Source organism: Streptomyces sp. NPDC030995 (assembly GCF_055571215.1).
The window spans coordinates 1-24,335 of sequence record NZ_JBVIFS010000047.1 but is presented as its reverse complement, the minus strand read 5'-3'; the positions used below and the strand labels follow the sequence as shown (position 1 = coordinate 24,335).

General features: G+C 70.4%; 19 protein-coding genes and 2 pseudogenes. 9 read left to right on the top strand and 12 right to left on the bottom strand.

The window, feature by feature from the left end; translation table 11 throughout:
* Positions 1–82 precede the first annotated feature (82 nt).
* Entirely contained in the window at positions 83–730 is a 648-nt protein-coding gene (locus tag ACZ45T_RS36365) for a TetR/AcrR family transcriptional regulator (protein WP_468448426.1), read from the bottom strand.
* A gap of 107 nt (positions 731–837) precedes the next feature.
* Between ACZ45T_RS36365 and ACZ45T_RS36360 the strand changes: the two genes are divergently transcribed.
* From ACZ45T_RS36360 to ACZ45T_RS36340, 5 genes are all read left to right on the top strand, one after another.
* Positions 838–1,776 (top strand): DMT family transporter, encoded by a 939-nt coding sequence (locus tag ACZ45T_RS36360; protein ID WP_468448425.1) that lies wholly within the window; start codon positions 838–840, stop codon positions 1,774–1,776.
* 40 nt (positions 1,777–1,816) lie between these two features.
* The gene (locus ACZ45T_RS36355; RefSeq protein WP_468448424.1) at positions 1,817–2,617 is read left to right on the top strand and encodes an oxygen-binding di-iron domain-containing protein; all 801 of its coding nucleotides are present in this window, start codon (positions 1,817–1,819) and stop codon (positions 2,615–2,617) included.
* 104 nt (positions 2,618–2,721) lie between these two features.
* Entirely contained in the window at positions 2,722–3,414 is a 693-nt protein-coding gene (locus tag ACZ45T_RS36350; RefSeq protein WP_468448423.1) for a DsbA family oxidoreductase, read from the top strand.
* A 275-nt stretch (positions 3,415–3,689) separates the two neighbouring features.
* On the top strand, positions 3,690–5,348 hold the full coding sequence (locus ACZ45T_RS36345; protein ID WP_468448422.1) for a DUF885 domain-containing protein: 1,659 nt from the start codon (positions 3,690–3,692) through the stop codon (positions 5,346–5,348).
* Positions 5,349–5,650: 302 nt separating this feature from the next.
* The gene (locus ACZ45T_RS36340) at positions 5,651–5,854 is read left to right on the top strand and encodes a hypothetical protein (RefSeq protein ID WP_468448421.1); all 204 of its coding nucleotides are present in this window, start codon (positions 5,651–5,653) and stop codon (positions 5,852–5,854) included.
* 387 nt (positions 5,855–6,241) lie between these two features.
* Here the strand turns inward: ACZ45T_RS36340 and ACZ45T_RS36335 are convergent, their stop codons facing one another.
* From ACZ45T_RS36335 to ACZ45T_RS36325, 3 genes and pseudogenes are all read right to left on the bottom strand, one after another.
* Positions 6,242–6,748, bottom strand: a complete 507-nt coding sequence (locus ACZ45T_RS36335; RefSeq protein ID WP_468448420.1) for a hypothetical protein — start codon at positions 6,746–6,748, stop codon at positions 6,242–6,244.
* Between the two features lie 60 nt (positions 6,749–6,808).
* Positions 6,809–7,041, bottom strand: a pseudogene (locus ACZ45T_RS36330) (IS256 family transposase); the annotation flags it as partial.
* A 561-nt stretch (positions 7,042–7,602) separates the two neighbouring features.
* Positions 7,603–8,279 (bottom strand): annotated as a pseudogene (locus ACZ45T_RS36325) (transposase); the annotation flags it as partial.
* A 134-nt stretch (positions 8,280–8,413) separates the two neighbouring features.
* Here ACZ45T_RS36325 and ACZ45T_RS36320 point away from each other — a divergent pair.
* Complete coding sequence (locus ACZ45T_RS36320) at positions 8,414–8,860, top strand: nitroreductase family deazaflavin-dependent oxidoreductase (protein ID WP_468448419.1); 447 nt, start codon at positions 8,414–8,416, stop codon at positions 8,858–8,860.
* A 242-nt stretch (positions 8,861–9,102) separates the two neighbouring features.
* Positions 9,103–9,486, top strand: coding sequence for a VOC family protein (locus ACZ45T_RS36315; RefSeq protein WP_468448418.1), 384 nt, complete (start codon positions 9,103–9,105; stop codon positions 9,484–9,486).
* Positions 9,487–9,841: 355 nt separating this feature from the next.
* Here ACZ45T_RS36315 and ACZ45T_RS36310 read toward each other — a convergent pair whose 3' ends face one another.
* Positions 9,842–10,042 carry a hypothetical protein gene (locus ACZ45T_RS36310; RefSeq protein ID WP_468448417.1) on the bottom strand — a complete coding sequence of 67 codons (201 nt, stop codon included), beginning with the start codon at positions 10,040–10,042 and terminating at the stop codon, positions 9,842–9,844.
* A 316-nt stretch (positions 10,043–10,358) separates the two neighbouring features.
* Here ACZ45T_RS36310 and ACZ45T_RS36305 point away from each other — a divergent pair, with 316 nt between their 5' ends.
* Entirely contained in the window at positions 10,359–10,583 is a 225-nt protein-coding gene (locus tag ACZ45T_RS36305; RefSeq protein WP_468448416.1) for a hypothetical protein, read from the top strand.
* Between the two features lie 174 nt (positions 10,584–10,757).
* Here ACZ45T_RS36305 and ACZ45T_RS36300 read toward each other — a convergent pair whose 3' ends face one another.
* The 6 genes from ACZ45T_RS36300 to ACZ45T_RS36275 form a co-directional block, all read right to left on the bottom strand.
* Complete coding sequence (locus tag ACZ45T_RS36300) at positions 10,758–12,377, bottom strand: extracellular catalytic domain type 2 short-chain-length polyhydroxyalkanoate depolymerase (protein ID WP_468448415.1); 1,620 nt, start codon at positions 12,375–12,377, stop codon at positions 10,758–10,760.
* 865 nt (positions 12,378–13,242) lie between these two features.
* A complete protein-coding gene (locus tag ACZ45T_RS36295; RefSeq protein WP_468448414.1) occupies positions 13,243–14,433 on the bottom strand; it encodes an agmatine deiminase family protein in 1,191 nt (396 codons plus the stop codon).
* 32 nt (positions 14,434–14,465) lie between these two features.
* Positions 14,466–16,634 (bottom strand): MMPL family transporter, encoded by a 2,169-nt coding sequence (locus ACZ45T_RS36290; protein ID WP_468448413.1) that lies wholly within the window; start codon positions 16,632–16,634, stop codon positions 14,466–14,468.
* A gap of 38 nt (positions 16,635–16,672) precedes the next feature.
* Positions 16,673–18,415 (bottom strand): hypothetical protein, encoded by a 1,743-nt coding sequence (locus ACZ45T_RS36285; RefSeq protein ID WP_468448412.1) that lies wholly within the window; start codon positions 18,413–18,415, stop codon positions 16,673–16,675.
* A 473-nt stretch (positions 18,416–18,888) separates the two neighbouring features.
* Complete coding sequence (locus tag ACZ45T_RS36280; RefSeq protein WP_468448411.1) at positions 18,889–20,040, bottom strand: tryptophan 7-halogenase; 1,152 nt, start codon at positions 20,038–20,040, stop codon at positions 18,889–18,891.
* Positions 20,041–20,074: 34 nt separating this feature from the next.
* On the bottom strand, positions 20,075–22,153 hold the full coding sequence (locus tag ACZ45T_RS36275) for a LodA/GoxA family CTQ-dependent oxidase (RefSeq protein ID WP_468448410.1): 2,079 nt from the start codon (positions 22,151–22,153) through the stop codon (positions 20,075–20,077).
* Between the two features lie 469 nt (positions 22,154–22,622).
* On the opposite strand from ACZ45T_RS36275, the gene ACZ45T_RS36270 reads away from it, so the two are divergent.
* Positions 22,623–23,906, top strand: coding sequence for an NAD(P)/FAD-dependent oxidoreductase (locus ACZ45T_RS36270; protein WP_468448409.1), 1,284 nt, complete (start codon positions 22,623–22,625; stop codon positions 23,904–23,906).
* Between the two features lie 136 nt (positions 23,907–24,042).
* Here the strand turns inward: ACZ45T_RS36270 and ACZ45T_RS36265 are convergent.
* Positions 24,043–24,335: transposase (locus ACZ45T_RS36265; protein WP_468448408.1), on the bottom strand; the 293-nt coding region annotated here is incomplete at its 5' end.

Genomic DNA, 24,335 nt, shown 5'->3' with positions numbered 1-24,335 from the left:
CCCGTTGATCTGTTTGCGCAGATCAGCGGGGCTGTCTTTCGTACCTCGATGGCCGGTTGGGGGACGCTGAGGCCGTCCCGGTTCAGGGGCGGCCGGGGTCCAGGAGGCGCCGGGCGAACGCGCAGAGGGCCTGGGCGATGCGCTCGTGGGGGATGCCCAGGTTGTTGCGCTGATGGTGGTAGAGCTGCGGGGCCAGGGGCCCGAGGGCGATGTCGGCGAGTGCGTCGGGGTCCGGGGCGCCGCCGGCAACGAGCAGGGTGCGTACATGGAGGCGCCAGAAGGCGTAGGCGCCGGTGGCGTAGCGGGCGGGCCCGGTCTCCGCGCCCAACGCGAGGGGCAGATGCCGCTGGAGCAGGTCCAGGTAGGCGATGTAGAACGCGGCCAGGCGTTCGGCGGGGGGTGCCTCCGGCCCCAGCGGCGGCGGGCCGTAGATCATCTGCCCCTGTAGCCGGCGTTCGTGCTCGTCCAGGAGGGCGGTGGCGACGGAGGGCGGGTCGGGGAACGAGCGGTAGAGGGTTGCGCGGCCGACGCCCGCGGCCTTCGCGATCTGCTCCATCGTCACGGTGCTCGGATCGTGCGTGGTGAAGAGCAGTTCGGCGGCGGAGAGGATCAGCGCGCGATTGCGCACCGCGTCGGCGCGCTGCCGGGGTGCGGTGGCGCCTTGGGGCACCGCTTGGAGATCACCGCGGAGGGCCGGGGGCGGGGCGGGACGCTCGTCGCCGTTGCTCATGCGGGCCACCCTACTTCCCGAAACTCTAAGTGGACGGCTTGTCCGTTTGACATGCTGAGGTCTATGTTAAGTGAGACGACCGTCCGTTTGATGTGTGGGGGAACAAGATGAACGCTGCGCTGCTCGCGGCAGCCCTGCTGGTCGGCTGCCTTCTGGCCGTCCAGGCGTCGGTCAACCTGCAACTGAACAAGGCCGTGGGAACCCCTTACGGCGCCTCCACGGTCCAACTGGGCGTGGCCACCGGACTCCTGGTGGTCCTGGCGGCGGTGACCGGCTCACTCGGCGCGCTCGGGAAGATCCCCGACGTCGAGTGGTGGCACCTGCTGGGCGGCCTGGCCAGCCCCCTCTACATCACCAGTGGCATCCTGCTCTTCCCCCGGCTGGGAGCCCTGGCCTCGGTCGGGCTGTTCGTCACGGGGCAGATGTTCTCCTCGCTGGTCCTCGACCTGGGAGGCCTCTTCGGGCTGGAGAAGAAGGGCCTGAGCCCGGGCATCGCGGTCGGCGCCTTCGCGGTCCTCGCCGGCATCATCGTGATCATCCGGGGACAGCAGGCGACCGCCCCGCCCGGAGCCCCGGCGATGTCGGGCCCGGGCCGGATCGGATGGGTCGCCCTCGGCATCATCGCCGGCGGTGTGCTCCCGGTTCAGGGCGCGGTCAACGCCGAGCTCCGGCACGGTCTGGGCGCCCCGATCACGGTGGCGGCCTTCAGTTTCACGGTGGCCACGCTCACCATCGCCGTCGTCCTGCTGGTGCTGCGCCTGACGGGCAGGACCCCCGAGCCGCAGCTGGCCCCGCTGAAGGCGATGCCCTGGTGGGGCTGGCTCGGCGGAGCCTGCGCCGCTGGCTATGTCACCGGCACGTTCCTCTTGATCCCCGAGATCGGCGCTGCGGTGACCGTCGGGCTGACTGTGACCGGCCAGCAGCTGACCTCCGCCCTGATCGACCACCGGGGCATGTTCCGGCTGCCGACCCGCGTGCTGAGCGTGCCGCGTCTGACGGGACTCGGCCTGCTGCTCGCCGGATCGCTGGCCATCCAACTCGTCTGAGCTCGCGCTCGTATGACCCTGAGAGAGAAGGCTGTTCCTCGTGGAGACCTACGCCGTAGGGTCCGAACTGCACGCCCTGTCCTCTGAACTGCCGATACCCGGCTTGGGCCGGCAGCCGGTCAACGCCTACCTGCTGCGCGGTGAGCAGCCGATGCTGGTGGACACGGGCATGCCCGTGGACCGGGACGCGTTCGAAGAAGCCCTGTGGTCCCTGGTGGACCCCGTGGATCTGATATGGATCGCCATCACCCATGACGACCGGGACCACACCGGAAGCCTGGTGCGCTTGCTCGCCCGTGCTCCCGGCGCGAAGGTCGTCACCAACGGGATATCGCTCACCCGGCTGTCCGAGGAATTCGACATCCCGCGCGAGCGGGTGGTGACGGTGAACCCCGGGAGCCGGATGTCGATCGGTGACCGGACTGTCAGCTTCCACCGGCCGCCGACGTTCGACTCGCCGGGCACGCTCGCGATTTTCGACCACGAGGCCGGCACCCTCTTCAGCTCGGACAGCTTCGGCACCGTCTTACCTGAAACCGTGCAGCACTTCGGTGATGCCGACGAAAAGGAATTCTTCGAGGGCTTCGACGTCCTGAACCGGGCGATCGCCCCGTGGACGGCCCTCGTCGACGCGGAGAAGTTCCTCCGCACCGTCCAGGCGGTGTCCTCCCTCTCCCCGGCCCGGCTGCTGTCCGCCCACGGGCCGACGGTGGAGGGCCGGACGGTCACCTCACTGATGGAGGCCATGGCCCGCATCCCGTTCCTGCCGGCATGGCTTCCGGGCGCGGACATCGACCTGGAAGCCGCCTTGGACGCGTACGGCGCCCAAGCCGCCCCCTGATTGCCCGAGCGCTCGGCCCTGATCCACGCCGAGCCCTGAACCGCCCACTGCCAAGCCCTGAACCACCCACTGCGCCACTTCCTCGACACCCCTCGGAGTCACCGTTGACCGCTGCATCCCTGACACCGCCGCCGGGCATCATCACCGTCTTCTCGGACATCTGGTGTTCCTTCGCGCACATCGCCATCCACCGCCTGCACACCACGCGCAAGAGGCTCGGACTCGAAAGCCAAGTCAGCTTCGACCTACGGGCCTTCCCCCTGGAGCTCCTCAACGACGCGCCCAGCCCCCGCCCCGGAACCGACAGCGAAGTGGGCCGGATGGCCAGTCTGGAGCCGGCGGCCGGCTGGCAGCTCTGGCAGGCCAAGGACTGGCTCTACCCCTCCACCGTGCTGCCCGCGCTGGAGGCGATCCAGGCCGCCAAAGCGCAGTCCCTGACGGCGTCCGAACAGCTCGACCTGGGCCTGCGGAAGGCATTCTGGGCCGAGTCCCGGTCCGTCAGCCATCGCAAGGTCATCCTGGACGTGGCCGCGGAGACGGGCGTCGTCGACGTGACGGCGCTGGCGGAGGCCCTGGACGACGGCCGTGCCCGCAGCACCCTCTCCGGCCAGGCCGCGGTCGCCCGTACCGAGGCGGTCCGGTGCAGCCCGCACCTGTTCCTGCCCGACGGCAGCGACTGGGCCAACCCGGGGATCGACGTGCGCTGGGAAGGCGCCTACGGCGTCGGCTTCCCGGTGATCGAATCCGACGACCCGAAGATCTACGACGACCTCCTCCTGGCGGCCGCTACGGGCTAACGACCCGGCCGGAGTCCGGTGTCCTGCCTGGTCAGCAGCCGGGGGAGGGGGAGCGCAGCGGGGTGGCGTCGGGGGCGGGGTGGGTTCGCCCGGCCCGTTCCCCGGCAGGCACGCCGGCAACGAACCACCGGACACGGCCCTGCCCGTGCCCCGCCGGAGCACGCACTCGGGGTTTCGGGCCAGGGGCGATCCGATACTGGTGATCCTCCGGGGTGTCGGGACTGGGCGTTGTCCGGGGAGGGCAGGCACTCGGGGTGCTGACCCAACCGGACGCCTTGCCCCGTCAGATCTCCGACGCCTACGTCGACGCCCTGGTCGAGCTCGATCCGATCACCGGCACCGCCCTGGGGGTGCTCGGCACCTCGGGCGCGCTCCCCGACTTCTCGCCGGACGGCCGGCAGGCCGTGGCCGAGCTCGCGCGCTCGACCCTTGCACAGCTCGCGGCCGTCGCACAGACGCCGGGTGCCGACAGCGCGGTGGAACGGCGGTGCGCGACCCTGCTGAAGGAGAGGCTCGGGGCGGAGCTGGCGCAGTTCGAGGCCGGTGAGCACCTACGTGCGGTAGACAACCTCTCCTCACCGCTGCACCAGGTACGCACGGTCTTCTCGCTGATGCCGGTGGAGACGGAAGAGGACTGGCGGGCCGTCGCGCAGCGCTTGAACGCGGTGCCCGCGGCCCTGGGCGGCTACCAGGCGTCGCTCGCCGTGGGCGTACGGCAAGGCCTGCTGGCGGCGCCCCGTCAAGTGGCCGAGAACATCACGCAGCTGAACGAGTGGCTGGCGACGGGCGGCTTCGGCCGGCTGGCCGCCGACGCCCCCGAGGGTCATCCGCGCACGGAGGTCGAGAGGGCGGCGCGGGTGGCCACGGGGGCGGTCGTCGAACTGCGCGACTGGTTCGCCCAGGTGTACGCGGGGCAGGCAGACGGCCAGCCGGACGCGGTGGGCGGCGAACGCTACGCCCTCTTCGCCCGCATGTACACCGGTGCCGAGGTGGATCCGTACGAGGCCTACGGGTACGGCTGGTCGGAGTTCCACCGGCTACTCGCCGAGATGCGCACCGAGGCCGCGCGGATCCGGCCGGGGGCGGACGACCCGTGGGAGGTGCTGGCCTGGCTCGACCGCCACGGGCGCGCCGTCGAGGGCGTGACGGAGACGCGGCTGTGGTTGCAGACGTTCATGGACGAGGCCGTCGAGGCGCTGGACGGGACGTACTTCGACCTGGCCGAGCCGGTCCGGCGGGTGGAGTCCCGGATCGCGCCGCCGGGCGGCGCGGCCGCCCCGTACTACACCCAGCCCTCGCTGGACTTCTCCCGCCCGGGCCGCACTTGGTTGCCGACGCTCGGCCGGACCCGCTTTCCGACCCACCATCTGGTGTCCACCTGGTACCACGAGGGGGTGCCGGGCCACCATCTCCAGCTGGCGCACTGGACGGTCGTCGCCGGGTCCCTCTCCCGCTACCAGACGAAGGTCGGCAAGATCAGCGCCACCACCGAAGGCTGGGCGCTGTACGCGGAACGCCTCATGGACGAACTCGGCTTCTACACCGAGCCGCAGGACCGGCTCGGCCACCTCGACGCCCAGATGATGCGGGCGCTGCGGATCTTGGTCGACCTCGGCATGCACCTGCGGCTGGAAATCCCGCCGCACTCACCGTTCGCCGCCGGTCAGCGCTGGACTCCGGCCCTGGCCCGGGAGTTCCTCGGGCGCTACTCGGGCCGCCCGCCCGCGTACCTGGACAGCGAGATCGTCCGCTACCTGGGCCGCCCGGCGCAGGCGATCACGTACAAGCTGGGCGAACGGGCCTGGCTGCAGGGCCGGGAGACGGCCCGGGCGAAGCAGGGCGCGGACTTCCAACTCAAGCGGTGGCACATGGCCGCACTCTCGCTCGGCTCCCTGGGGCTGGACGACTTGAGGGAGGAACTGGGCCGGCTCTGAGCGGGCGGCCGGGCGGCCGGGCGGCCGGGCGGCCGACGGCTGGTCTGCGGGAAGGCCCCGGTGGCGGCCGGCCAGCCGTGACGCGGCGGGGGGCCGGCAGGACAGGGGCCGGCTCATGTTGGTGGTTTGGCTGGGAATGGTTGACACCCTTCATGCTCGGATGTCTCCTTGGTGAAATAACCACGCTGCCTCCGGCTGTACTTGACGAAGGTGGTGGGGGGGCGTCTGCATGGTCCTGTCATGGCGATTGATCGCAACGTGCACAGGTCATGATCCGCAGGTGAGGCAAGGGGGTAATTGTCATGGCGCACGAATACACGGTCACCCACCCCAATGGCGATGTGCATCTGACAACGGATGCACATCATTCGCACTTCGAGAGTCTTGAGGACTTTCTCGACCACCACAAAACCACCATCACGGCCGCGCTGAGCCTGGCGACCGTCTCGGTTCAAGCCCTTGGGCTGTACCTGGGTCACGGAAGGCGTGGCTCGCAACTGCGGTGATTTCGGCTCGGTAGGTAGGGCCTGAAAGCGAAACGGCCACCGGTTGATCCTTCAGCGTGATCTTCTATCGCCGATGGTCACCGGTGGCCGGAGTTGTCTCCGAACCAGCACGGCTGGCGGCTTTGGGGTCTCGGTGCAATCCGAACGGCCAACGCCCGCGTGCATGATGAGCGTGACGGGGGTCGGGTGGGGTAGTTGGTCTGTTCGTGGTGGGGATCGCAGACACAGACTGATGAGGTGTCTGGGCCTGCGTAGCACGGTAGTTGGGATCGTCAAGCCGTACATCCGGGCCAGAGCGACGCATCTCGCGTCACGGAGTAATTGTCAAGAGTTGTGGACGATGAGAGCCGCTGAGGCGGCGGCCGCAGTTGACGGGGACGTGTTCGGTCAGTGATCAACTCCGAGAAAGAGGACGGTGGCCCAGTCGCTGGTGACCAACAGCAGGTTGCGCGACCATACGGCGCCCATGCCCATGCGCGGGCCGTCGACGTCGCCAGAGCTTCGGACGGGCCCCAGATGGGCTTCGATGAGGTCGGCGATGCCATCGGCGAGTTCGCCTGCCTGCTGGATCTCGGCGGGCGTGCGCAGGTTGGCGGCTGGCCACTTCTTGGCGGACTGCATGTACCCGTCGGTCACCTCTCGGCGGAGGATGTCCCGCCAGGCTTGTGGTGACTCGAACGGGTCGACAGACGTTGCTACCTGATATCCACTGGGCCCCGCGTCGTACACGGCTTGAGCGAGACGCTTCATCCAGTCATGACCGGGTGTCATCCCAGCCACCGGGACTACATGGAAGAGGTCGATGGACGACACATGGTTGCAGTCGTCGAGCAGCTCCTCGAGCAGTTCGGCTGCGGCTGACACCGCGTCTGGAGCGTCGAGTGGGTTCAGCATGGGCGTCTGGGTCCTCTGTGCGGTTCTGCGCTTCGGCCTCAGTGTGTCAGCTGAGCACGTTCATGCTGCGAGGTTTTTGGGGCGTTCGACGAGCTGACCGCGTTCGAAGCGGCCCCGGCGCGGACCAGCGGGACGAGGTGGGCGCCGGTGATCGCGCGCCATCGGGCCTGGGCGGACTCGACGAGCTTGAACACCATCGCGAGCGCCGCTGCCGGACTGCCGGCGCCGCGTGCGACCTTGGTGCGGAGTCTGGCGGTGGAGAACGTGGACTCGATCGGGTTCGTGGCCCGCAGCCGGCCGCGCCGGGCGCGGCCACGCAGGTCCGGCCACCCCGGGGCCGGCAGGTCGGCGGGTCCGCGACGTCCGGTACGAATGTCCGTTCCGGCATGCGTACTGGAACGCGTAGCCGAACCCCGGCCAACGCTCGGCCACCCCTGCCCCGAACCGCTCAAAGATCAATTACGGAACAACCCTTAGCTTGTCGCTTATCGTTCGGTTCGGTGGATGGGCGAGCAGCTAAGGACGTTCAGATCCAGTTGCCCCAGCCGAACGTGGCGATGTAGGCCCGTCGGATGGCGTCCCAGCCACGGCCGCTGCCGATGTGAATCACTGCCAGCGCAAGAAGGAACCAGGCGGTGAAGGCACCAGCAACGATAGCGGGTGGCGGGCGGCCGGTTCTTCGCGCCGAGCGGGCGGCCGGGGCCGGGGCGCGTGGGTTTTGGTGCACCGGCTGCGGTTCCCGTCTTCGCGTGCAGTTCCTGAACCGCGGCGGACCCGGGCGGGGGTGAGTCCCCCTCGCTGTGAGTCGCCTCGCCGGAATCCGGCGGGGCGAAGTCGTGCGCCCACAGGTATTCAAGTGTCTGCCGTCCCCGCCGCAGGTGTTCGGGGAGTTGGGCCAGGGCGAGCTGGGCGGTGATGTGGTTGCTCGCGGTGTTGGCGCCTGCGTTGCCTGGCCGCAGCAGGGCGGCCACCAGCTCCCCGGAACCGGCCTGGCCGTGGTCGACGAACGCGACCAGCGGATGATGGCCGAAGGTCTTCTTCCAGGTCGTGGTGGCGTCCTGCTTCTCGGAGTGCGCAAAGACCAGCACGCCGTCGATGGCCACGATCACGTGCCCGTCGGCGGCCGGACCGTTCGCCCCGGCCAGCTCCCAGATGCGCGACCGTCCTTCGGCCCGCGCCGACCTGATCGCGGTGAGGGTCTTCGGTCCGGCCGCGGCGAGGGCGTCGATGAGCCGGGAGACCGGGGGGTCGGATGCCACCGGGCCGAACACGTCGGGCTCGGCCCGCAGCATGGCGACATCGGCGAGGCAGTCCCCGCCCAGAGGCGTCGCGAGCGCGACGTCCGGCAGGACCTTGCCCGGGTCGTGCACCGTCCGCGGCTTGCGCCAGGCCGCCAACGCCGCCGGTATCGCGTCGTCCAGTCCGGACTTGCGGACCGTCTCTACCAGCAGCACCGCCCCGGCCTGTGAGACCACCGAACGGCCACCTCCCCGACACGAACACGCGGGTAGCACCCGATATGCTTCTTCACATGGGAGGTGCCTCCGACCGGTGTGGGAACAAGGGCCTCGACAATCCTCATTCTTGCTGGTCGTGGGCACTTTGCGTTTTACCTGACCATCTGTCGGACACCACACTTCATGACGTGACGATGGGGTGAATGCGATGCCTCTTGAGGGCGAGTACGAGCCGAGTCCGGCGCAGTGGGTGCGCGATCAGGTCGAGCTGTACGAGAGTTCGGGCGGCACGCAGGGATCGACACTCTGGGACACGGGCCTGCCCGTCGTCATTCTCACGACGCGCGGCGCGAAGAGCGGCAAGATCCGCAAGATCCCGTTGATGCGCGTGGAGCACGAGGGGCGGTACGCGGCCGTGGCCTCGAAGGGCGGCTTCCCACGTCACCCGCTCTGGTACTTCAACGTCAAGTCCGACCCGCACGTGGAGCTCCAGGACGGGCCCGTACGCCGGGACATGGCGGCCCGTGAGATCACCGGGGATGAGAAAGCCGAGTGGTGGGAGCGCGCGGTCGCCGCGTATCCGCCGTACGCCGAATATCAGGAGAAGACCGACCGTGTGATCCCCGTCTTCGTGCTGGAGCCCGCGCGCGGGTAGGACCCGACGCTTCTTCACCTGGGAAGTGCCTCCGGCTGGTACGCAAACAAGGACTCAACATTCCTCGTTCTCGCTGGTCAAAGGCACTTTCCGCTTGCCTGGCCACCAGTCGGACAACATACTTCGTGACAGCGCGAGGTTTGGGCGTCTATCGAAAGTGCTGCCAGGGACCTGAGCTGTGTGCGCGAACGATGAGCGCAGCTCGGTGGCGTCCGGAGCGGAAGTCAGGAAGGGTGGGGCGCATGGTTTCGGTATTGCAGAACGTGGCGATTGACTGTGCGGATGCCTACGAGCTGGCCCGCTTCTGGAGCAGCGTGACGGGCCGTCCGATGCATCCGGATGTCAGACCGGGTGACCGCGAGACTCAGGTGCTGCTGGCGGAGGGCCCAGTGCTGTACTTCAACCAGGTGCCCGAGGCCAAGACGGTCAAGAATCGGATCCATCTGTGTTTGCGCCCTGAGACCTCGCGTGATCAGGAGGTGGACCGGCTGTTGGGCCTCGGTGCCACCTTTGTCGGTGATCACCGGAATCCTGATGGTTCAGGCTGGGCAGTTCTTGCTGATCCCGAAGGCAATGAATTCTGCGTTCTGCGCAGTGAGTCCGACCGCGCCGCCATGAATTCCTGACGCTGACGCGCCGTCCTGGCCGGTTTCGTACGACAACTGGTCACGGCCACGCGTTGATGCCCGCGACGAGAACGGCCGCTTCGTATCGGACGGTGAGCTTGTCGTACCGGGTGGCCACCGCCCGGTGCCTCTTGAGGCGATTGATGCCGCGTTCGACTGTGTGGCGCTCGCGGTAGTCGCTCTTGCCGACGGCCGGCCGGCGGCCACCGCGAGCGCCGAAAATTCGCTGCCAGGTCCCGCCAGGGGATGCTGGTACGCACCCGGAACCGGATGCCGTCGATCAACTGCCGCCCCTGGGCTGTCGTGTACTGGGCCTGGAGAACGACCCCAGAGGCCTGGGCGTCCCCCGGGCCTCCTAGAAGGCGACGGGATGGAGCAATGGGGTCTTCCCCTTCAGGGCGGAGGTGAGCTCGGCCTTCGGGGCATCGGGGGCGGATGCGGATGCGGCAACGGCGGGTACGGCGACCACCGCTTCGGGCGCGGTCACGGCGACGGGGGCGGCGATTGCGGCGACGATGGCGAGGACGGCGGTGGCCCGCAGGGTCCACTTCAGCACGGTGAGGCTCCGATCTTGGCGTGTGATGGCATGCGCCTTGATCGTCGCCACCCATCTGGTGTCCGGGCATCGTCCGAAGGTCGCGACCGTCTCCCCCGCACGGGGGAGGCGGCCGCCGCGTTCGTGGGAGCTGTTGTGACGGTTCCGGTTGCCCGGCATCACCCAAGCAAGTTCAGTACCGGGCCGCCGATGGGATGTTGCTCGTGAGGCGACGGGATCGCGGGGTGGGGAGCTGGCAGTCTGAACCGATGCTTCATGTGCGGAACTGTGGCTTCCGACACTGCGTGAAAGGATGCGAGTCTGCTCGACTGGCCAGATGTTGATCAACGTGATTCTCCGCGTCCTACCCTTTTGGATCCGCGAACCCCTGCTCATCGCCGCCAGCCTCTTCTTTGCCGGCCTCGGCCTTTATTGGTTCGCCGTGGCGGGAGAGTGGCAGCGAGCCGCCTTCGGCATCGTGTTTCTCGCGCTCGCGGTCCTGCGGGCCTTCATTCTGCGCCGCGAGTGGAGATCCCGCCCTAGAGCCGCCCCAGCCGAATGAAGAGGCAACCAGCTACCCCGGGTGGCGGATGCTGCGGCGCCAGCGTGCTGCGGGCGTGTGCGTGTGGCCGGCGCGGTACCACCCGCGCACAGCTGGGAGCCGCCCCCTGCCGCTGTCCGCGGGTCCGATCGCACCGGCGGGCCCGCGGCCGATTCGCCGATTTCCGGCAACCGGTTACCGGTACTCCACGGTCAGAGTTGCCTGCATGTCCTTGTTGACGAAGAGGTAGGCCGGAGCCGTCTGGTTCAGTTCGAACCGAAGGCGGATCTGGGTCCGACCGGAGCGGTTGATCGCGGACAGGCCTGCGGCGGACAGGTTGCCGGAGGCTTTGCTGCCGGAGGCGAAGGGGCCGATCTCGGCCGTGCCCGAGGTCGTCGTGGCAGCGGCCCAGTCGCCGGTCTCCACCGTGCAGCCGCCGAGGCAGCCGGTGTGGACGTCGACCAGGAGCCGGTTGCCGGCGGGGCTGGCCCAGGGGGCGCCGGATCCGCCGCTCCTCGTCAGGGTCACCCAGGCTCGGGTGATCTCCCTGCCGGAGGGAACGACGCCGGTGTCGAAGGACAGCACGGTCCGGTTGAACTTGCCGTCGGCGCCCCGCCCCAGGGCCAGGCCGGAGGTGTCCTCGAGGGTGCCGACGGCCGGGCCCGAGCCGTCACCTGCGGCTTTGATGTAGCCGTCCTCGGCGTCCACGCTGGGCAGTGTGACGGTTCCCGTGGGCGGCGTCGTCGAGCCGGTCCCGCCGAGGGCCTTGACCATGGCCATGATGGTCTCGATCTGCTTGCCGCCGTGCCGCGCGTAGTCGGAGTCGCCCAGGTAACCCCACCAGTTCCAGCAGCCGTTGGGGTTGTCGAGAGTCGTGGTCGCAATGGCCTGCGGATACAGGACGATCAGGTTGTTGGTGTCGGCGTACTCGTTGAGGTACGCCTTGTCGATGAATTGCGTGCCGAAGCCCTGGTACGAGTAGCCCTGCTTGCAGCCGTGGAGAGCGACGACCACCTTGCAGGCCGCGCCGTTCGCGCAGCTCGTGGGAACGTAGACGAAGCCCTTCTCGTCCATGGAGATCGGCTTGGCGGCGCCGCCGGGCGCGTACTTGTTCTGGTCGAACCGGATCAGGCTGCCACCGAGGCTGGTCGCAGGTGCGCTGACCGAGCCGAGGAGATGTCCCAGGAACTCGCGCTCGGCGTCCATGCCGCAGTTGTTGATCCACGGGTTGGCGGTGACGGTGCACGCGTTCGGGCCGAGCGGGCTTATCCAGGCGTGGCCGGCGGCGGTGCCGTTGTTGTAGAGCACGTTGGCGCCGAAGTGCCGGTAGTAGTCGTTCAGCGCGGTGGACACCGGGCGTTCGACGGTCGAGTCGCTGGAACCGCTGAAGACGTAGACCGGGTCGCCGTTCAAGCCGGCCGCGCCGTCGATGGTGCCCTGCGCCGACCAGTTCGTGGTCGTCTGCTTCAGGGTGGCGAGCTGGAGGTCCTGGTAGACCTCCATACAGGCGTTCAGGGCCTTCCCCAGGTCGTTCTGCGCGCAGTAGTGCGGTCCGGACGCGAAGGTGGCCGAGCCGTCGAACGTACCGGAATAGGCCACGTGCAGCTGGGTCGCCATGTACCCGCCGGATGAGACGCCGGCGCTGTAGACGCCGTCGATGTTGTACGCCTTGAGTTCGCCGATGACGGGCGGTATGGCGGCCTCGGCAGCCTTGGCGGCGCCGGCGGCTGTGGAGGCCGGGCCGCCGACGAGCACGCCGACGCCGAGTAGCAGCGCTGCGGCAGCCCCACTGAGCCTGCCAAGAAATGGATGCACAAACCCTCCACTGGTGTGAAACGGCTCACCGGTTCGGATGGCTGCGACGATAGCTTCCGGCTAAATCCCGTACGCACAGTGGCGGTTGCCACAACGGGCTGCCCGTCTATGGCGGTTGTCACCCTGGACGCGGTTCGTCCGGGGGATGGGCGATAACCCCTTGGTCGTGTGACGGACCGGGCATACGGTCGGGCGGGCGAAGGTAACTGTGAGGGGGCCGGCAGGTGGAAAGCGGAGCGGAGACATCAGGGGAAGCGCTTGGCTATGCGGTGGCAGCGAACGTACGCCGGGAGCTCCCGTACGGGCCAGGCGCCGTGGAGACCAGGCGCGGAACCAAGCACTTCCCGCCTGGCGGAAAGGTCTGGCTGGTGCGACCCCGGTGGGACTGGGGACACGGTCGCGTCATCGCCGTCGGCCGGCATCGCGGGTCACCGCGGTACGCGTGCGTCATCGTGCCCGTCTGGCACCTGGAGAACTTCCGTGTCCGGGGCCTCTACAGCCCGGCTGTGGTGCGCCGCCTGAGCGATGCGACGTCTTCGCTGGGACTGTGGGATTCCGCGGACGAAGCCCGTCCGTGGGCGGAGCGTTGGGGCTCGGGCGCAGGGCTGTACGAGCAGGACCCGCGAGCCGCGGAAGTTTCCCGATAGGTCACCCGCTCGCGTTCGCTGTCCAGGTCGGCGAGGATCTGGTAGCGGCGTGGCCGGCTTCGGCCATGGCGGTGACGACGGCGGCGACGCGGACCTGGTCCTTCTCTCGTCGAAGCCGACAGATGGCCTCGTGGACCCGCTGGAGAGCGAGTGGTCTCGGTCTTGCGGCGACGGGGCGCCAGGTCCCCCAGGTGACGCGTGGCGCGTGGTGCGTGCGGTCAGGCGGCGGGCTTGCCGGGTTGGTCGTGGGTCGAGCAGTGGATACCGCCGCCCCCCGAGGCGATCGTGTCGATCGCGACCGGCACGATGTCCCGCTTGGGGAAGTGCTCCTGCAAGAGACCGCGGGCCCGGTCGTCGGCCTGGCGGTCTCCGAACTTGGGCATGAAGACGGCATTGTTGGCGATGTAGAAGTTGGCATAGGTCGATACGAAGTCGTCACCCTCGCCCGTGATCCTGTTCAGGTCGGGCTGCGGCAGATCAATGACCTCGAAGCGCCGGCCGCGGGCGTCCGTCGCCTTCGACAGGACGGACTTTGCCTGGTCGGCGGAGCGCGACCAGGAGTCCGGCGGGGTGCTGGGGTGCGCGCGGTCCAGCAGGACCACACCGGGCGCGGTGAAGCGCACCAGGCTGTCCACGTGAGCGTCCGTGATGTCCTCACCGCGTACGCCGGCCAGCCACACCACCTTCTCGACGCCCAGGGTCTGCTTGAGCTCCGCCTCGATGGTGTCCCGGTTCTTGCCCCGGTTGCGGTTGTCGTTGACGATCGAGCTCTCGGTGATCAGCAGTGTGCCCTCGCCGTCGGTCTCGAGGGATCCGCCCTCCGCGACCAGCGGGGCCTGGGCCCGGGGGATCCCGTACTTCTGGAGCAGGGTGCGGCCGAGGGCCCCATCGTTCTTGTGCTCCTGCTTGTCGCCCCAGCCGTTGAAGTTGAAGTCGACCCCTACGACCTTGCCGCCCTCCTCGATGAAGACGGGGACGGTGTCACGGGCCCAGAGATCGTCGATGGCCAGCGGGATGACCTCGACCTGTGAGCCGCACGCCCGCTGCGCCGCGTCCGCCTGATCGGGCCTGGCCATCATGACGACCGCCTCGTACTCCCCGACGGCCCGCGCGATCCGCGCGATCCGCGCGATGTCCTCGCGTACGTCGGGCAGGTCTCCCTCCCAGACCGAGGGCAGCGCCGGCCAGGACATGAACGTACGGGTGTGGTTCTCCCACTCGGCGCCCAGCCGACGCTTGCCGCCGGCAGCGGCGGCCTGCGAGGGCCCGCTGGTGGCGCCGGCCTGTGTTCCGGTCCCGGAGGGGCCGCAGGCCGAGGAGCTTGCGACGAGCGCGCCGATTCCGGCGAGGGCGCGAAGGGCGGTCCGGCGGGTGGGGGTGACTCTCGCATTGACTGAAAATTCAGTCAATCCGGGGGATCGGCCGGACAGCCGCTGGTGCGCTACGGCACCGGGAGCCGAATCGGTGGCGCCGGCTTGCCGACCCGTCGGCGGAGGGCGTGCGGTGCCCACCAGTTGGCATTGCGCAGCAGGGTCATCGTGGCGGGGACCAGAAGGCAGCGGACCAGGCTGGCGTCGACGGCGACGGCGATCGTCAGCGCCGTCGCCAACTGCTTCATCACCATCAACTCGCCCGTGGCGAAACCGATGAAGACGATGCACATCAACACGGCCGAGGAGCTGATGATCCGGGCGGAGCGCTGAACGCCGACCTCGACCGCGCGGTCGTTGTCCAGTCCCGAGTCGTGGAGCTCCTGGATGCGGGACAGCAAGAACACCTCGTAGTCCATGGACAGGCCGAAGGCCAGGGCGAACACCACCACGGGGAGCCAGTATCCGAGGCCGCCGAGGGTGTGCACCCCCAGCACCCCGGCGCCCCAGCCGTCCTGGAACACGAGGACGAGAGCGCCGAACGACGCTCCGAGGGAGAGGGTGTTCATCGCGATTGCCTTGAGCGGCAGCAGGACCGAACGGGTCATCAGCGTGAGCAGGACGAACGTGGTCAGCGCGATGAGCGCGGCCGCCTGGGGGGCGTGGCCGGTGACCTCGGCTCTGAAGTCGATGTCCAGGGCGTTGCGTCCCGTGACCCAGACCGGGAAGCCGGCCGGCCGTTCCGCCCGGATCCGGTGGACCAGCCGGTCGGCGGGCCCGCCCGCGGCCTCCGCCCTCGGCACGATGCGGAGTACGGCGACTCCTGGGCCCGCCGGCATGGCCGCGACCACCGTCTCGACGTCCGGACCGCCGGCGAACCGGCCCGCCCACGCTTCGAGGCCGGCCGGGTCGCTGCGCGCCACGACCACCACCGCGTCGGCGCGGTGCTGGGGGAACCGCTCGGTCACGGCGTCGGCATAGCGGCGTGCCTCGGCAGCGGGCGGGAGCTGGCGCTCCCCGACCGGGCTGACCAGGTGGACGCGGAGGAACGGTGTGGCACAGGCGAGCAGCAGCACCCCGACGCCGACCGCGACCGGCAGTGCGTGCCGTCGGGTCCACCGGGCCAGCCGGGCGAACGCGCCGACGTCGGTGCGGGGGGCGGCGCACGCTCCGATCCGCTGCGGGAAGGCCGCCAGGAGCGCCGGGGTCAGGGTCAGCGCGGCGGCCAGGGAGAGGGCGACGGTCCCCGCCGCGGCCAGGCCGATCGCGGCGAAGAAATCGCTGGGGAAGGCGGCCAGCCCGCAGAGGGCGGCGGCCACGACGAGAGCGGCGAACAGGATCGCGCGTCCCGCGGTACCCATCGTCCGTACCACCGACTCCGGGACGCCGTGTCCCGCGGCCCGCTCCTCCCTGAAACGGCCCACCGTCACCAGCGAATAGTCGATGGCCAGGCCGAGCCCCACCATCGTGGTCGTCGAGAGCGCGGGGGAGGTGAGGTCGTACCAGCGCGACAGTACGAGCAGCCAGAGCATCCCCGTTCCGACCGTGCACACGGCCGCCACCACCGGCACGGAGGCCGCCACCAGGCCACCGAAGAGCACATAGACCACCGCCAGCGTGATGGGCAGGGTGATCAGCTCGCTGCGTCGGGTGTCGGCCAGCGACTGGGCGGCCACCGCGCGGCGCGCACGATCGCTGCCACCGAGGGTCACCTCCAGGCCGGGGACGCCGTCGGCGATCCGGCGCAGCCGGGATTCGACGGCGCGTTCGGCGTTCTCCCGGAGACTGTCGGGAAGGGTCAGCTCCAGCCGGACGGAGACCAGGGCGGCCTCTCCGTCGGCGGAGACCGCCGAGGCCGTCGGATTCGGGCCCGTCGGCGCGGTCATCTCCATGACGCCGGCGATCGCGGACACGTCACGCTGTGCGGCGGCCAACTCCCGCTGGAATCCCGGATCGGCCACCGGCGCGCCCGCGACGACCGCGTCGATCTGCCCGCCGAAGGCGCGGCCGCCGTCCAGGAGGCGGTTTCCCCGGACCGACTCGTGCGCGGCCACGCTCCACGGTTGCCGGTCCAGCCGGTCCATCACGGGTCCGACCGCGCTGAGGCCGGCGCCCAGCAGCAGCAGCCACAGCAGCAGGACGAGCCGGTGGTGGCGTACGCAGGCCAGCGCGAGCCGAGCCGACGCCGACGCCGACGGCGGTACCGGCGCCGGCACGGGCCCGCGCACGGGCACCGGCACCCGCCTGTCTCCGCCCGTCGTGCGGACCGGGTTCGTCCTCAACGGGTGCATCGGCGGACCCCGATGCCGGACGCGGAGCCGACCGTGACGTCTCCCGGCTGACTCACCGTCAACCGGGTGAGTCCGCTGTCGTCGCCCGCCGGGGCCAGGCACCCACCCTCCGCCCGGAGCCACCGTGAGTAGGCGATCCTCAAGGTCACGGTTCCGGGCCTGGGCATCCGTACGACGACCTCGGCGCTGTCGGAGCTCACCACGGACCCGGGCGGATCGACCAAGGGCACCGGTTCCCTGACGCGGTAGATCCGCCAGTTCTCGTCCCGCCACACCGCCTCGAGGTACGGGGGCCCGCTCGTCACCAGCGCGTACTCGCGCTCCGACGCGGCGTCCAGCGGGCCGTTGTGCAGTACGACGAAGCCGACGGCCCAGTGGTCGAGCCACGCGCGGTACGCGGCCGCGGTGAATGTCCCCGCCGGCACGCCGGCCCCGCCGTACCCGTCGTAGAACAACCGCCCGCGTTCGACGTCGGCCTGCCGGTTCCAGCCGCGCGCCAGGTTGACGTACGGCGCCAGCACCGCCGCCTCGCGATGGCTGCGGGCCATGACCACCTCCACCCGGGCGCGGTCAGCCCCGAGCCGGTCGAGGGCGCGTACGACACCGTCGGTGTCCGCCGCCCACCGGGGCACGTCCACGGTGTCGGTGACATGGGCCACCGTGTTTCCGCCCACCCAGGTCAGGGCGAGGACGAGGGCGACCACGGCAGAAGCCTGCCGCCAGGTCCCGAGCCGGTTGAGGGACCAGGATCGGCCTGCGCCGGTGGTGCGGACGGTCGCCGTCATCGCGGCGGCGAGCAGCACCGGCGGCGCCACCAGATTGGCCAGCCGCTCGGCATTCGTCCCGACCGGCGAGGGGATCAGACACGCGAGCACGACCCCGATCGCGTACACCGCCGCTGCCGACCTGAGCATCCGCCAGGAGCGCGGGGCCGCCAGGGCGACGGCCGCGCTCATGAGCAGCGGGGGCCAGAGCCGCACGAAGGGCATGGGCTGTTCGCCCTGCATGGGGAACAGCCAGGCGGCTGTGCCGAGGACGGCGACCGGAGGCAACACCAGCGCGGCCGCCGCCACCCACCGGGCCCTCGGCGGACACGCCTCACCGGATACGTCGACCCCACCGACCCCACCGACCACACCAGCCACACCGGCCACCACGAGGAACAGCCCGGCGACGGGACTCGCCATCGCGGTCAGCACCGCGCAGGCGGCCGTGAGTCCGGTACGACTCCCGCTCGTGCAGGCCAGCACGGCAGCGAGCCCGAAGGCAACGCCCAGCATGAACGTCGTGCGCCCCGAGGCCACCTGGCACCAGAGCATCAGGGCCGCCATCAGCGCGGGCCACTGGGGCCGGTGCACTCCCGAGCGCGCCCACAGCCGGCCCGTCAGCCACGTGGACGCGAGCCCGCTCGCCGCGGTGACGGGGACCACCCCGAAGGCCGCCATCAGGTAGGGCGAGATCAGGCTGTAGCCGGCCGTGTGCAGCCCGCCGTACCAGGAGAGGTTGTAGAGCGACCCGGGGTGGCGCGCGACGAACCCGGCCCAGGCCTGCTGCGCCGCGAGATCCCCGCCACCGGTCGCGAGGACCCCCGCCCACAGGGCGTACAACGGGAGTACGAAGGCGGTGGCGATCAGCGGCACACGGGCGCGCCGGTGCCACGGTTCGCCGACGGGCGCCGCCCCCGTGTCGGGTGGCGGGACCGAGCACGGGGACAGTTCGACTGCGGTCACGGGGACAGACTCCGTTCGGCTGTTCTACGGGGCTGCCCGGTCAAACGACCGTCAAAGTCCTGCGTGCTCGGTCCAGCGCCCATGTCATTCCGATGCCCCATCGTGTGGGGCGCGCGGCCATCCCGAACCGACCTCAAAGGGCCTCTGACCTGAGCTTCGAGCCGCCTCCCGCACCAGGGCTGCAGCCCGGTGGGGGAGGCGCGGCGAAGGTCGGCTGAAGCCGGGCGGCGGCCGCCGGATCACCACCGGCGTCACCCCGGTCCAGCCCCGTTTCGCGGTCTAGTGCTGTGACCGGAAAGGTTTGCCGGGTCGCGGCGTCCGGTGCCATGGGGCCTCCCCAGGCCCGCAGGGCCTAGGGGACGCATCGCAAGGCGGAGGGCCGCGGCTCGTACTGGACGTACCGGCGCGGTCCGACAACGCGGCGAGGTGCCGTGCCGGGGGCCGTGACCCGGTGAACCTTGCCGGTCACAGCACTAGTTGCGGGGTCCCTGGCCCGCGTGTTGGCGTACGGCCACCCGCCGTTGCCAGAACGGCAGTTCCGGCCAGCGGGTTTCCGCGGCGTACGCCTCGGCGTGATGGCGTAGGTAGGCGGCGGCGACGCCGTCGAGGAATTCCGTGTACGCGGCCAGGACCGGGCCGTGCGGCGCGCCCGCGAGGCACAGGGCTGCGGCGAGGCCGGCGCGGGCTCCGCTGTGCAGGGCGGTGAGGATGCCCTGCGAGGAGAGCGGGTCGAAGGCCAGCGCCGCGTCGCCGGCAGCGATCCAGCCCCGGCCGCCGTACGGCTCGAGGCGCAGGCCGTGGGCAGCGCTCCAGCGCGGTGCCGGGGGAGCGGTGAGGTCCCCGGCCGTGAGGCGGGCGCCGATGTGCCGGGTGTGCAGGGCGGCGCGCAGGAACCCGTCGGGGGTGCGCAGACGGGGGTCCGCGATGTCGGGGTCCGTCAGATGGGCGACGATCCGGCCCACGGGGGTCAGCGTCGTGTACCACCATCCGCCGGGCACCGCTTCGACGACGGTCCTGACCTCCTTGTCCGACTGCCCGCCAGCGCACGGGCTTTGACGCGTCATCAGTACGTGGGTGGCCACGAGCCGGTCCTGGCGGCGGCGGACCGCTCGACGCCGGGCGAGGGCCGCGCGCCGTCCCGTCGCGTCGACGGCCCAGGCGCAGCGCAGCTCCCGTGTGCCGTGCTCCTGGCGCACGAGCAGGCGCAGGCCGGGGCCGTCGTCCACGGCGTCCAGGGCCCGCCCGCGCAGCGGCTCGGCGCCCGCGGCGTGGGCCGCCTCCCGCAGGAACGCGTCGAAGCGGAGGCGGTCCAGCTGCCATCCCGCGCCGTACGGGTCCTGCACCGGGCCGCGCTCGTGCAGCGCGGCCGAGCCCCAGGAGACGTACATCCCGGTGGAGCGCAGGTGGGGCGCGGCCGTGCCGTCGGGCCACAGGTTCAGGTCGCGCAGCAGCGCGGCGGCGGCCGACGGCAGGCTTTCGCCGACCTTGTGGGCGTCCGCTGCGGGCGCGGGCGGGTCGTCCACGATCGCCACGCGTCGGCCGGCCCGCGCGAGTACGAGGGCGGCCACCGCGCCGGCCGGTCCCGCGCCGGCGACGACCGCGTCGTACACCTCGTGACGCGTCACCGCCGGCCTCCGGGCCCGGCCGTCGAGTGCCGGGTCATCGGTTGCCCGGGAAGCGGGCGATCTTCTCGATGTAGCCCGCCGACAGCTCCTCGTCGGGTTCCTCTGCGAGGGCGACGGCCGTCGCCAGGACGGCGTCCCGCAGCCGCTCGTCGGCGGCGAGCGGCACGTGCAGGCTCAGCAGGTTGCGGCCGCGCGGCGGGGCCGGCTCGGCGGGGAAGGAGACCTCGGACTCGACGAGCATCTCGGCGGGCAGCAGGGGGTCGTCGGTTGCGCCCGGCCGGCGTTCGACCAGTCCGAGCCGGCCGAAGTCCTTCACCATGGCGTTGATGTTGGCCTTGTACTTCGGGGGCAGCCAGCGGTTCCAGGGGGCCCGCCGGGCGAACGCCGCGAGCCGCTCCTCGCGCGGGCGCGTGGTGTCGACGGCGATCAGGTAGTCCTCCTCCACGAGGACGTGGTTGGGCACCCGGGCGGGCCAGAACGTCGGCAGGTACGGGTCGTACCGGCCTTCGTACCCGGAGCGGCAGCTCGCGGTGTCCGTCTGCCAGGGCACGGCCATCCAGCGGGTCAGGTCGCCGGGCCCCTGGGCGTACAGCGGCCCGTCGTACGCCAGGGCGGTCTGCTGAGTGAGCACCCTGCCGTAGGGGCGCTCGGGGTCGCTCTGAGGGCGGTGGCGGATGCGGAACGGCGAGCTGTACAGCGTGGTGTGGCGCATCGGCCAGGTGATCTCGCAGCCCGGGTGGAAGGCGTCGGCGAGGCAGAAGGACAGGGCCGCGCGGTCCAAGGCGGCGGGCCGGTCGGCGAGCGGCAGCCGGTCCAGCTCCACGGGCGTGATCTCAGCACCGGGGACGAGATCGGGGACGAGATCGGGGACGAACTCGCCACGGGTCCAGCGCGCCAACAGCCGTGCCTGGAGCGGGGAGATGGCCAGGTGCTGGCGTGCGGAGACGGGGGGCAGGCTCATCGCGTCGCCGTAGACGGGTGGCCAGGGAATCGGTGACGTGCCGTCCCGGTCGTGGTCGCGCATGGTCTTCGAGATCTGCCGGCGCAGCTCCTTGTGGCGTGGGCCGGGGTCGGCGAGGGCGGCCAGCAGATCGGGGTCGAGGAAGTGTTCGCGTCCGCCGTGTCCGAACAGGGTGGCCAGGCCCTGGTTGACCCATTGCAGATCGCACAGGCGGCGCAGGATGGGCAGGATGTCGCGGGTGAAGGAGACCTCCGCCGGCTCGGGGAGCGCCCTGGCCGTGGTGAACGCGTCGCGGACGAGGTCGTACAGCGTGCGCAGGGACTTCAGCTCCGGGGCGTAATTGGGCGGGCCGACCAGCACCCAGGCCGGTTCGACCGGCAGCGCGCGGCCGTCGACGTGGACCTCGGCGGTGACCGGGCCGTCGGAGATGTCGTCGTACCAGCCGTCGTTGTTGGCGAAGGTCTCGGCCTCTTTGCGGTCGACGGACGCGGCGACGCCCCGGCCGCCGAGGAAGACCAGCCGCCCGGCCCCGTCGGTGCGCAGCTCGCCGAGGTAGACCGGGATGCCGAGGAACGTCCCGGTGTCGAAGCACAGTTCGGGACTGCCGGCACGGTCGCGGCCGTGGACGGAGCGGGGGCCGGGGTCGATGATCAGCTTGGGGCGCTCCGGTCCGCCGACCAGGGGGTTGCGGAGTTGACTCTCCTCCGCCTGGGCGGCCTCGGGAATGTCCAGGGCCAGCTGGAACTGGTACCAGGCGGCCTTCTTGTTGGCGACGTGCACGGTCCAGCGCACGTCGGCGTTGTCCGCGGTGAGCTCGGCAACCGGCTCCCCGGCCGCGTTATAGCCGTAGATCCGGAACCGGGCCGCCTGCCGCTTCAGGGCGCCGGTCGCGTCCTTGTACGAGCCGGTGTGCAGCGGAGGCTCGTCCTCGGTCTCGGGGGCGAGGAAGAACTCGTCGGTGCTGTCGCCGACCCGGGCGACGCCGATCGCGGGGTGGACGGCGGCGCGCACGATCCGGGTGTCGTGCCGCGGAGGCTCGGCGGGCGGGGGCCGGGCGGGATCGGTTCCGGCGGCCGGGATGCCGTTGGCGTGGGTGTCGTTCTCGGAGGGTCCGGAGGGTCCGGAGGACGAGGAAGCGGAAATGACGGCCATGGCTCGATCTCCCGCGATGCGGCGCTGCCGGGCTGTGCCGGGGTGTGCCGGGGTGTGCCGGGGTGCACAGGGCCCGTGGAGCGTTGTACAGGGGTTGTACAGGCGTGCATCGTGCGTACAGCTCTCCATGCTGACAAACGAGCGTGCGATGCGCGACCGAAGGGCGGGCGCACGGGCGCACCGTGCACGGAGGGGCTGGTCACACGCGGCACCCGGGGCGAGCGCCGCCGAGTCGCACGCCACCTGGAACTCCACCAGACTGGACGGCGGGCCCCGCGCCGCTGAATGCGGCCGCCGCGCCCCGTCGACCCGCGTAGCTTCCGGTATCACGGCTGGGCCACCGGGCATGTGTGGATGTCCGCAGACAAGACCCGATCCGCCACGCTTGACAACTGCTCATGTACCTGACAGCAGTGGCACTGCACCACTCCCATGAACGGCACCACACCCCGAAGGGAGCAATCAGCGCATGACCAGGCCTGAGAGCGCGGGATACGACTACGACGTCGTCATCAGCGGAGCCAGCCTCGCCGGCAGCGCCGCGGCGATCCTGCTCGCTCGACGCGGCGTCCGCGTCGCACTGCTGGAACGCCGCTCGGACCCCGAAGCGTACAAAGTGCTTTGCACCCACTCCATCACGGCCAACGCCTATCCGGTGCTGGAGGAACTCGGCCTCATCCCCGCTCTCGAGAAGGCGGGAGCCGTCCGCAACGCGGCCCGCTGGTACACCCGTTGGGGATGGATCGAGCCGAGGGCCGCGCCGGCGGGCCCCGAGCTGCCGTACGCGTACAACGTTCGACGCAGCACGCTCGACCCGTTGATCAGGTCCCGTGCCGCGGAAACCCCCGGCGTCGATCTGCTCCTCGGCCACCAAGTGACCGGGCTGGTCCGGGAAGGCGGGCGAACCCTGGGGGTACGCGCGTCGACCCCGCAGGGCGAGCGGGAGATCCGGGCCCGCCTGGTGGTCGGCGCCGATGGCAAGGACTCGGCCGTAGCGAAGTTCGCCGCGGTGCCTGCTCGGCTGCACGAGAACACGCGGTTCGGCTATCTCGCGCACTTCCGCAATCTGCCGCTGCGCGACGGGATCAGTCACGCCTGGTTCCTCGAGCCCGACATGGCCTACGCGTTTCCGAACGACGACGGGGTGACGGTCGTCGCGGTACTCCCGGACAAGAAACGGCTACCTGCCTTCCGGGAAGACCTGGAGGGCAGCTTCTTCGCATTCGTCCGCGCCCTGCCCGAGGCACCGCCCATCGACTCCGCCGAGCGCATCACGAAGATCACCGGCACTGTCAACTACCCGCTTCACAGCCGCAAGCCGACCGCACCGGGCGTCGCACTCATCGGCGACGCCGCCGTGACCGGCGATCCCCTGTGGGGAGTGGGATGCGGGTGGGCGCTTCAGTCCGCGCATTGGCTGGCAGCGGCGGTCGCCGCGGCCGCAACCGGCCGGGGCGACCTCGACAGGTCACTCGTGATGTACGCACGCAGACACCGGCGCCAACTGCGCGGTCACCAGTACCTTGCCGCCGACTTCGCCAAGGCCCGTCCGTTCAATCCCGTGGAGCGGCTGATGTTCTCGGCGGCGGCGCGCGATGAATCGGTGGCGCGGCACATGCATCTGTTCGCATCCCGCCTGATCGGTCCGATGCGCTTCCTGAACCCCGTGGCAGTGGTCAAGGCTTCGGCCGTCAACATCAAGCATCGCGGGGCGACTGTGCCACCCGCTCACCTGTCACAGACAGGGGCGTGAGCGGCTCCCCTCCCACTCCACTCGCTTTCTGCGGCTTCCGCGGAAGGGAATGCTGAACCGCTCCGGGGTTCTGCGGAGGCTTGCTTCCACCAGGCCATGGCAGGCACGTCGGTCTAGGGCCTGTGTGATGTCGTGATCATTCGGCGGTCTTGATCAGGTCGTCGATCCAGATCATTGCGGCGCGGAGGTGGAGGCCGGCGAGGTAGCTGTCCGGGCTCTTGTCGCAGCGGGTGGCGATGCCTCGCCAGGCCTTCAGCTTGTTGATCAGGCGCTCGACCGTGTTCCGTTCCTTGTAGAGGTCGGCGTCGTGACTGACGGGTCGGCCGCCTCGTGTGCCCTTCTTCTTGCGGTTGGCGGCCTGGTCCCGCTTTTCCGGGATGACTGCCTTGATACCGCGTCTGCGCAGGTAGGAGCGGTTGCCGCGGGACG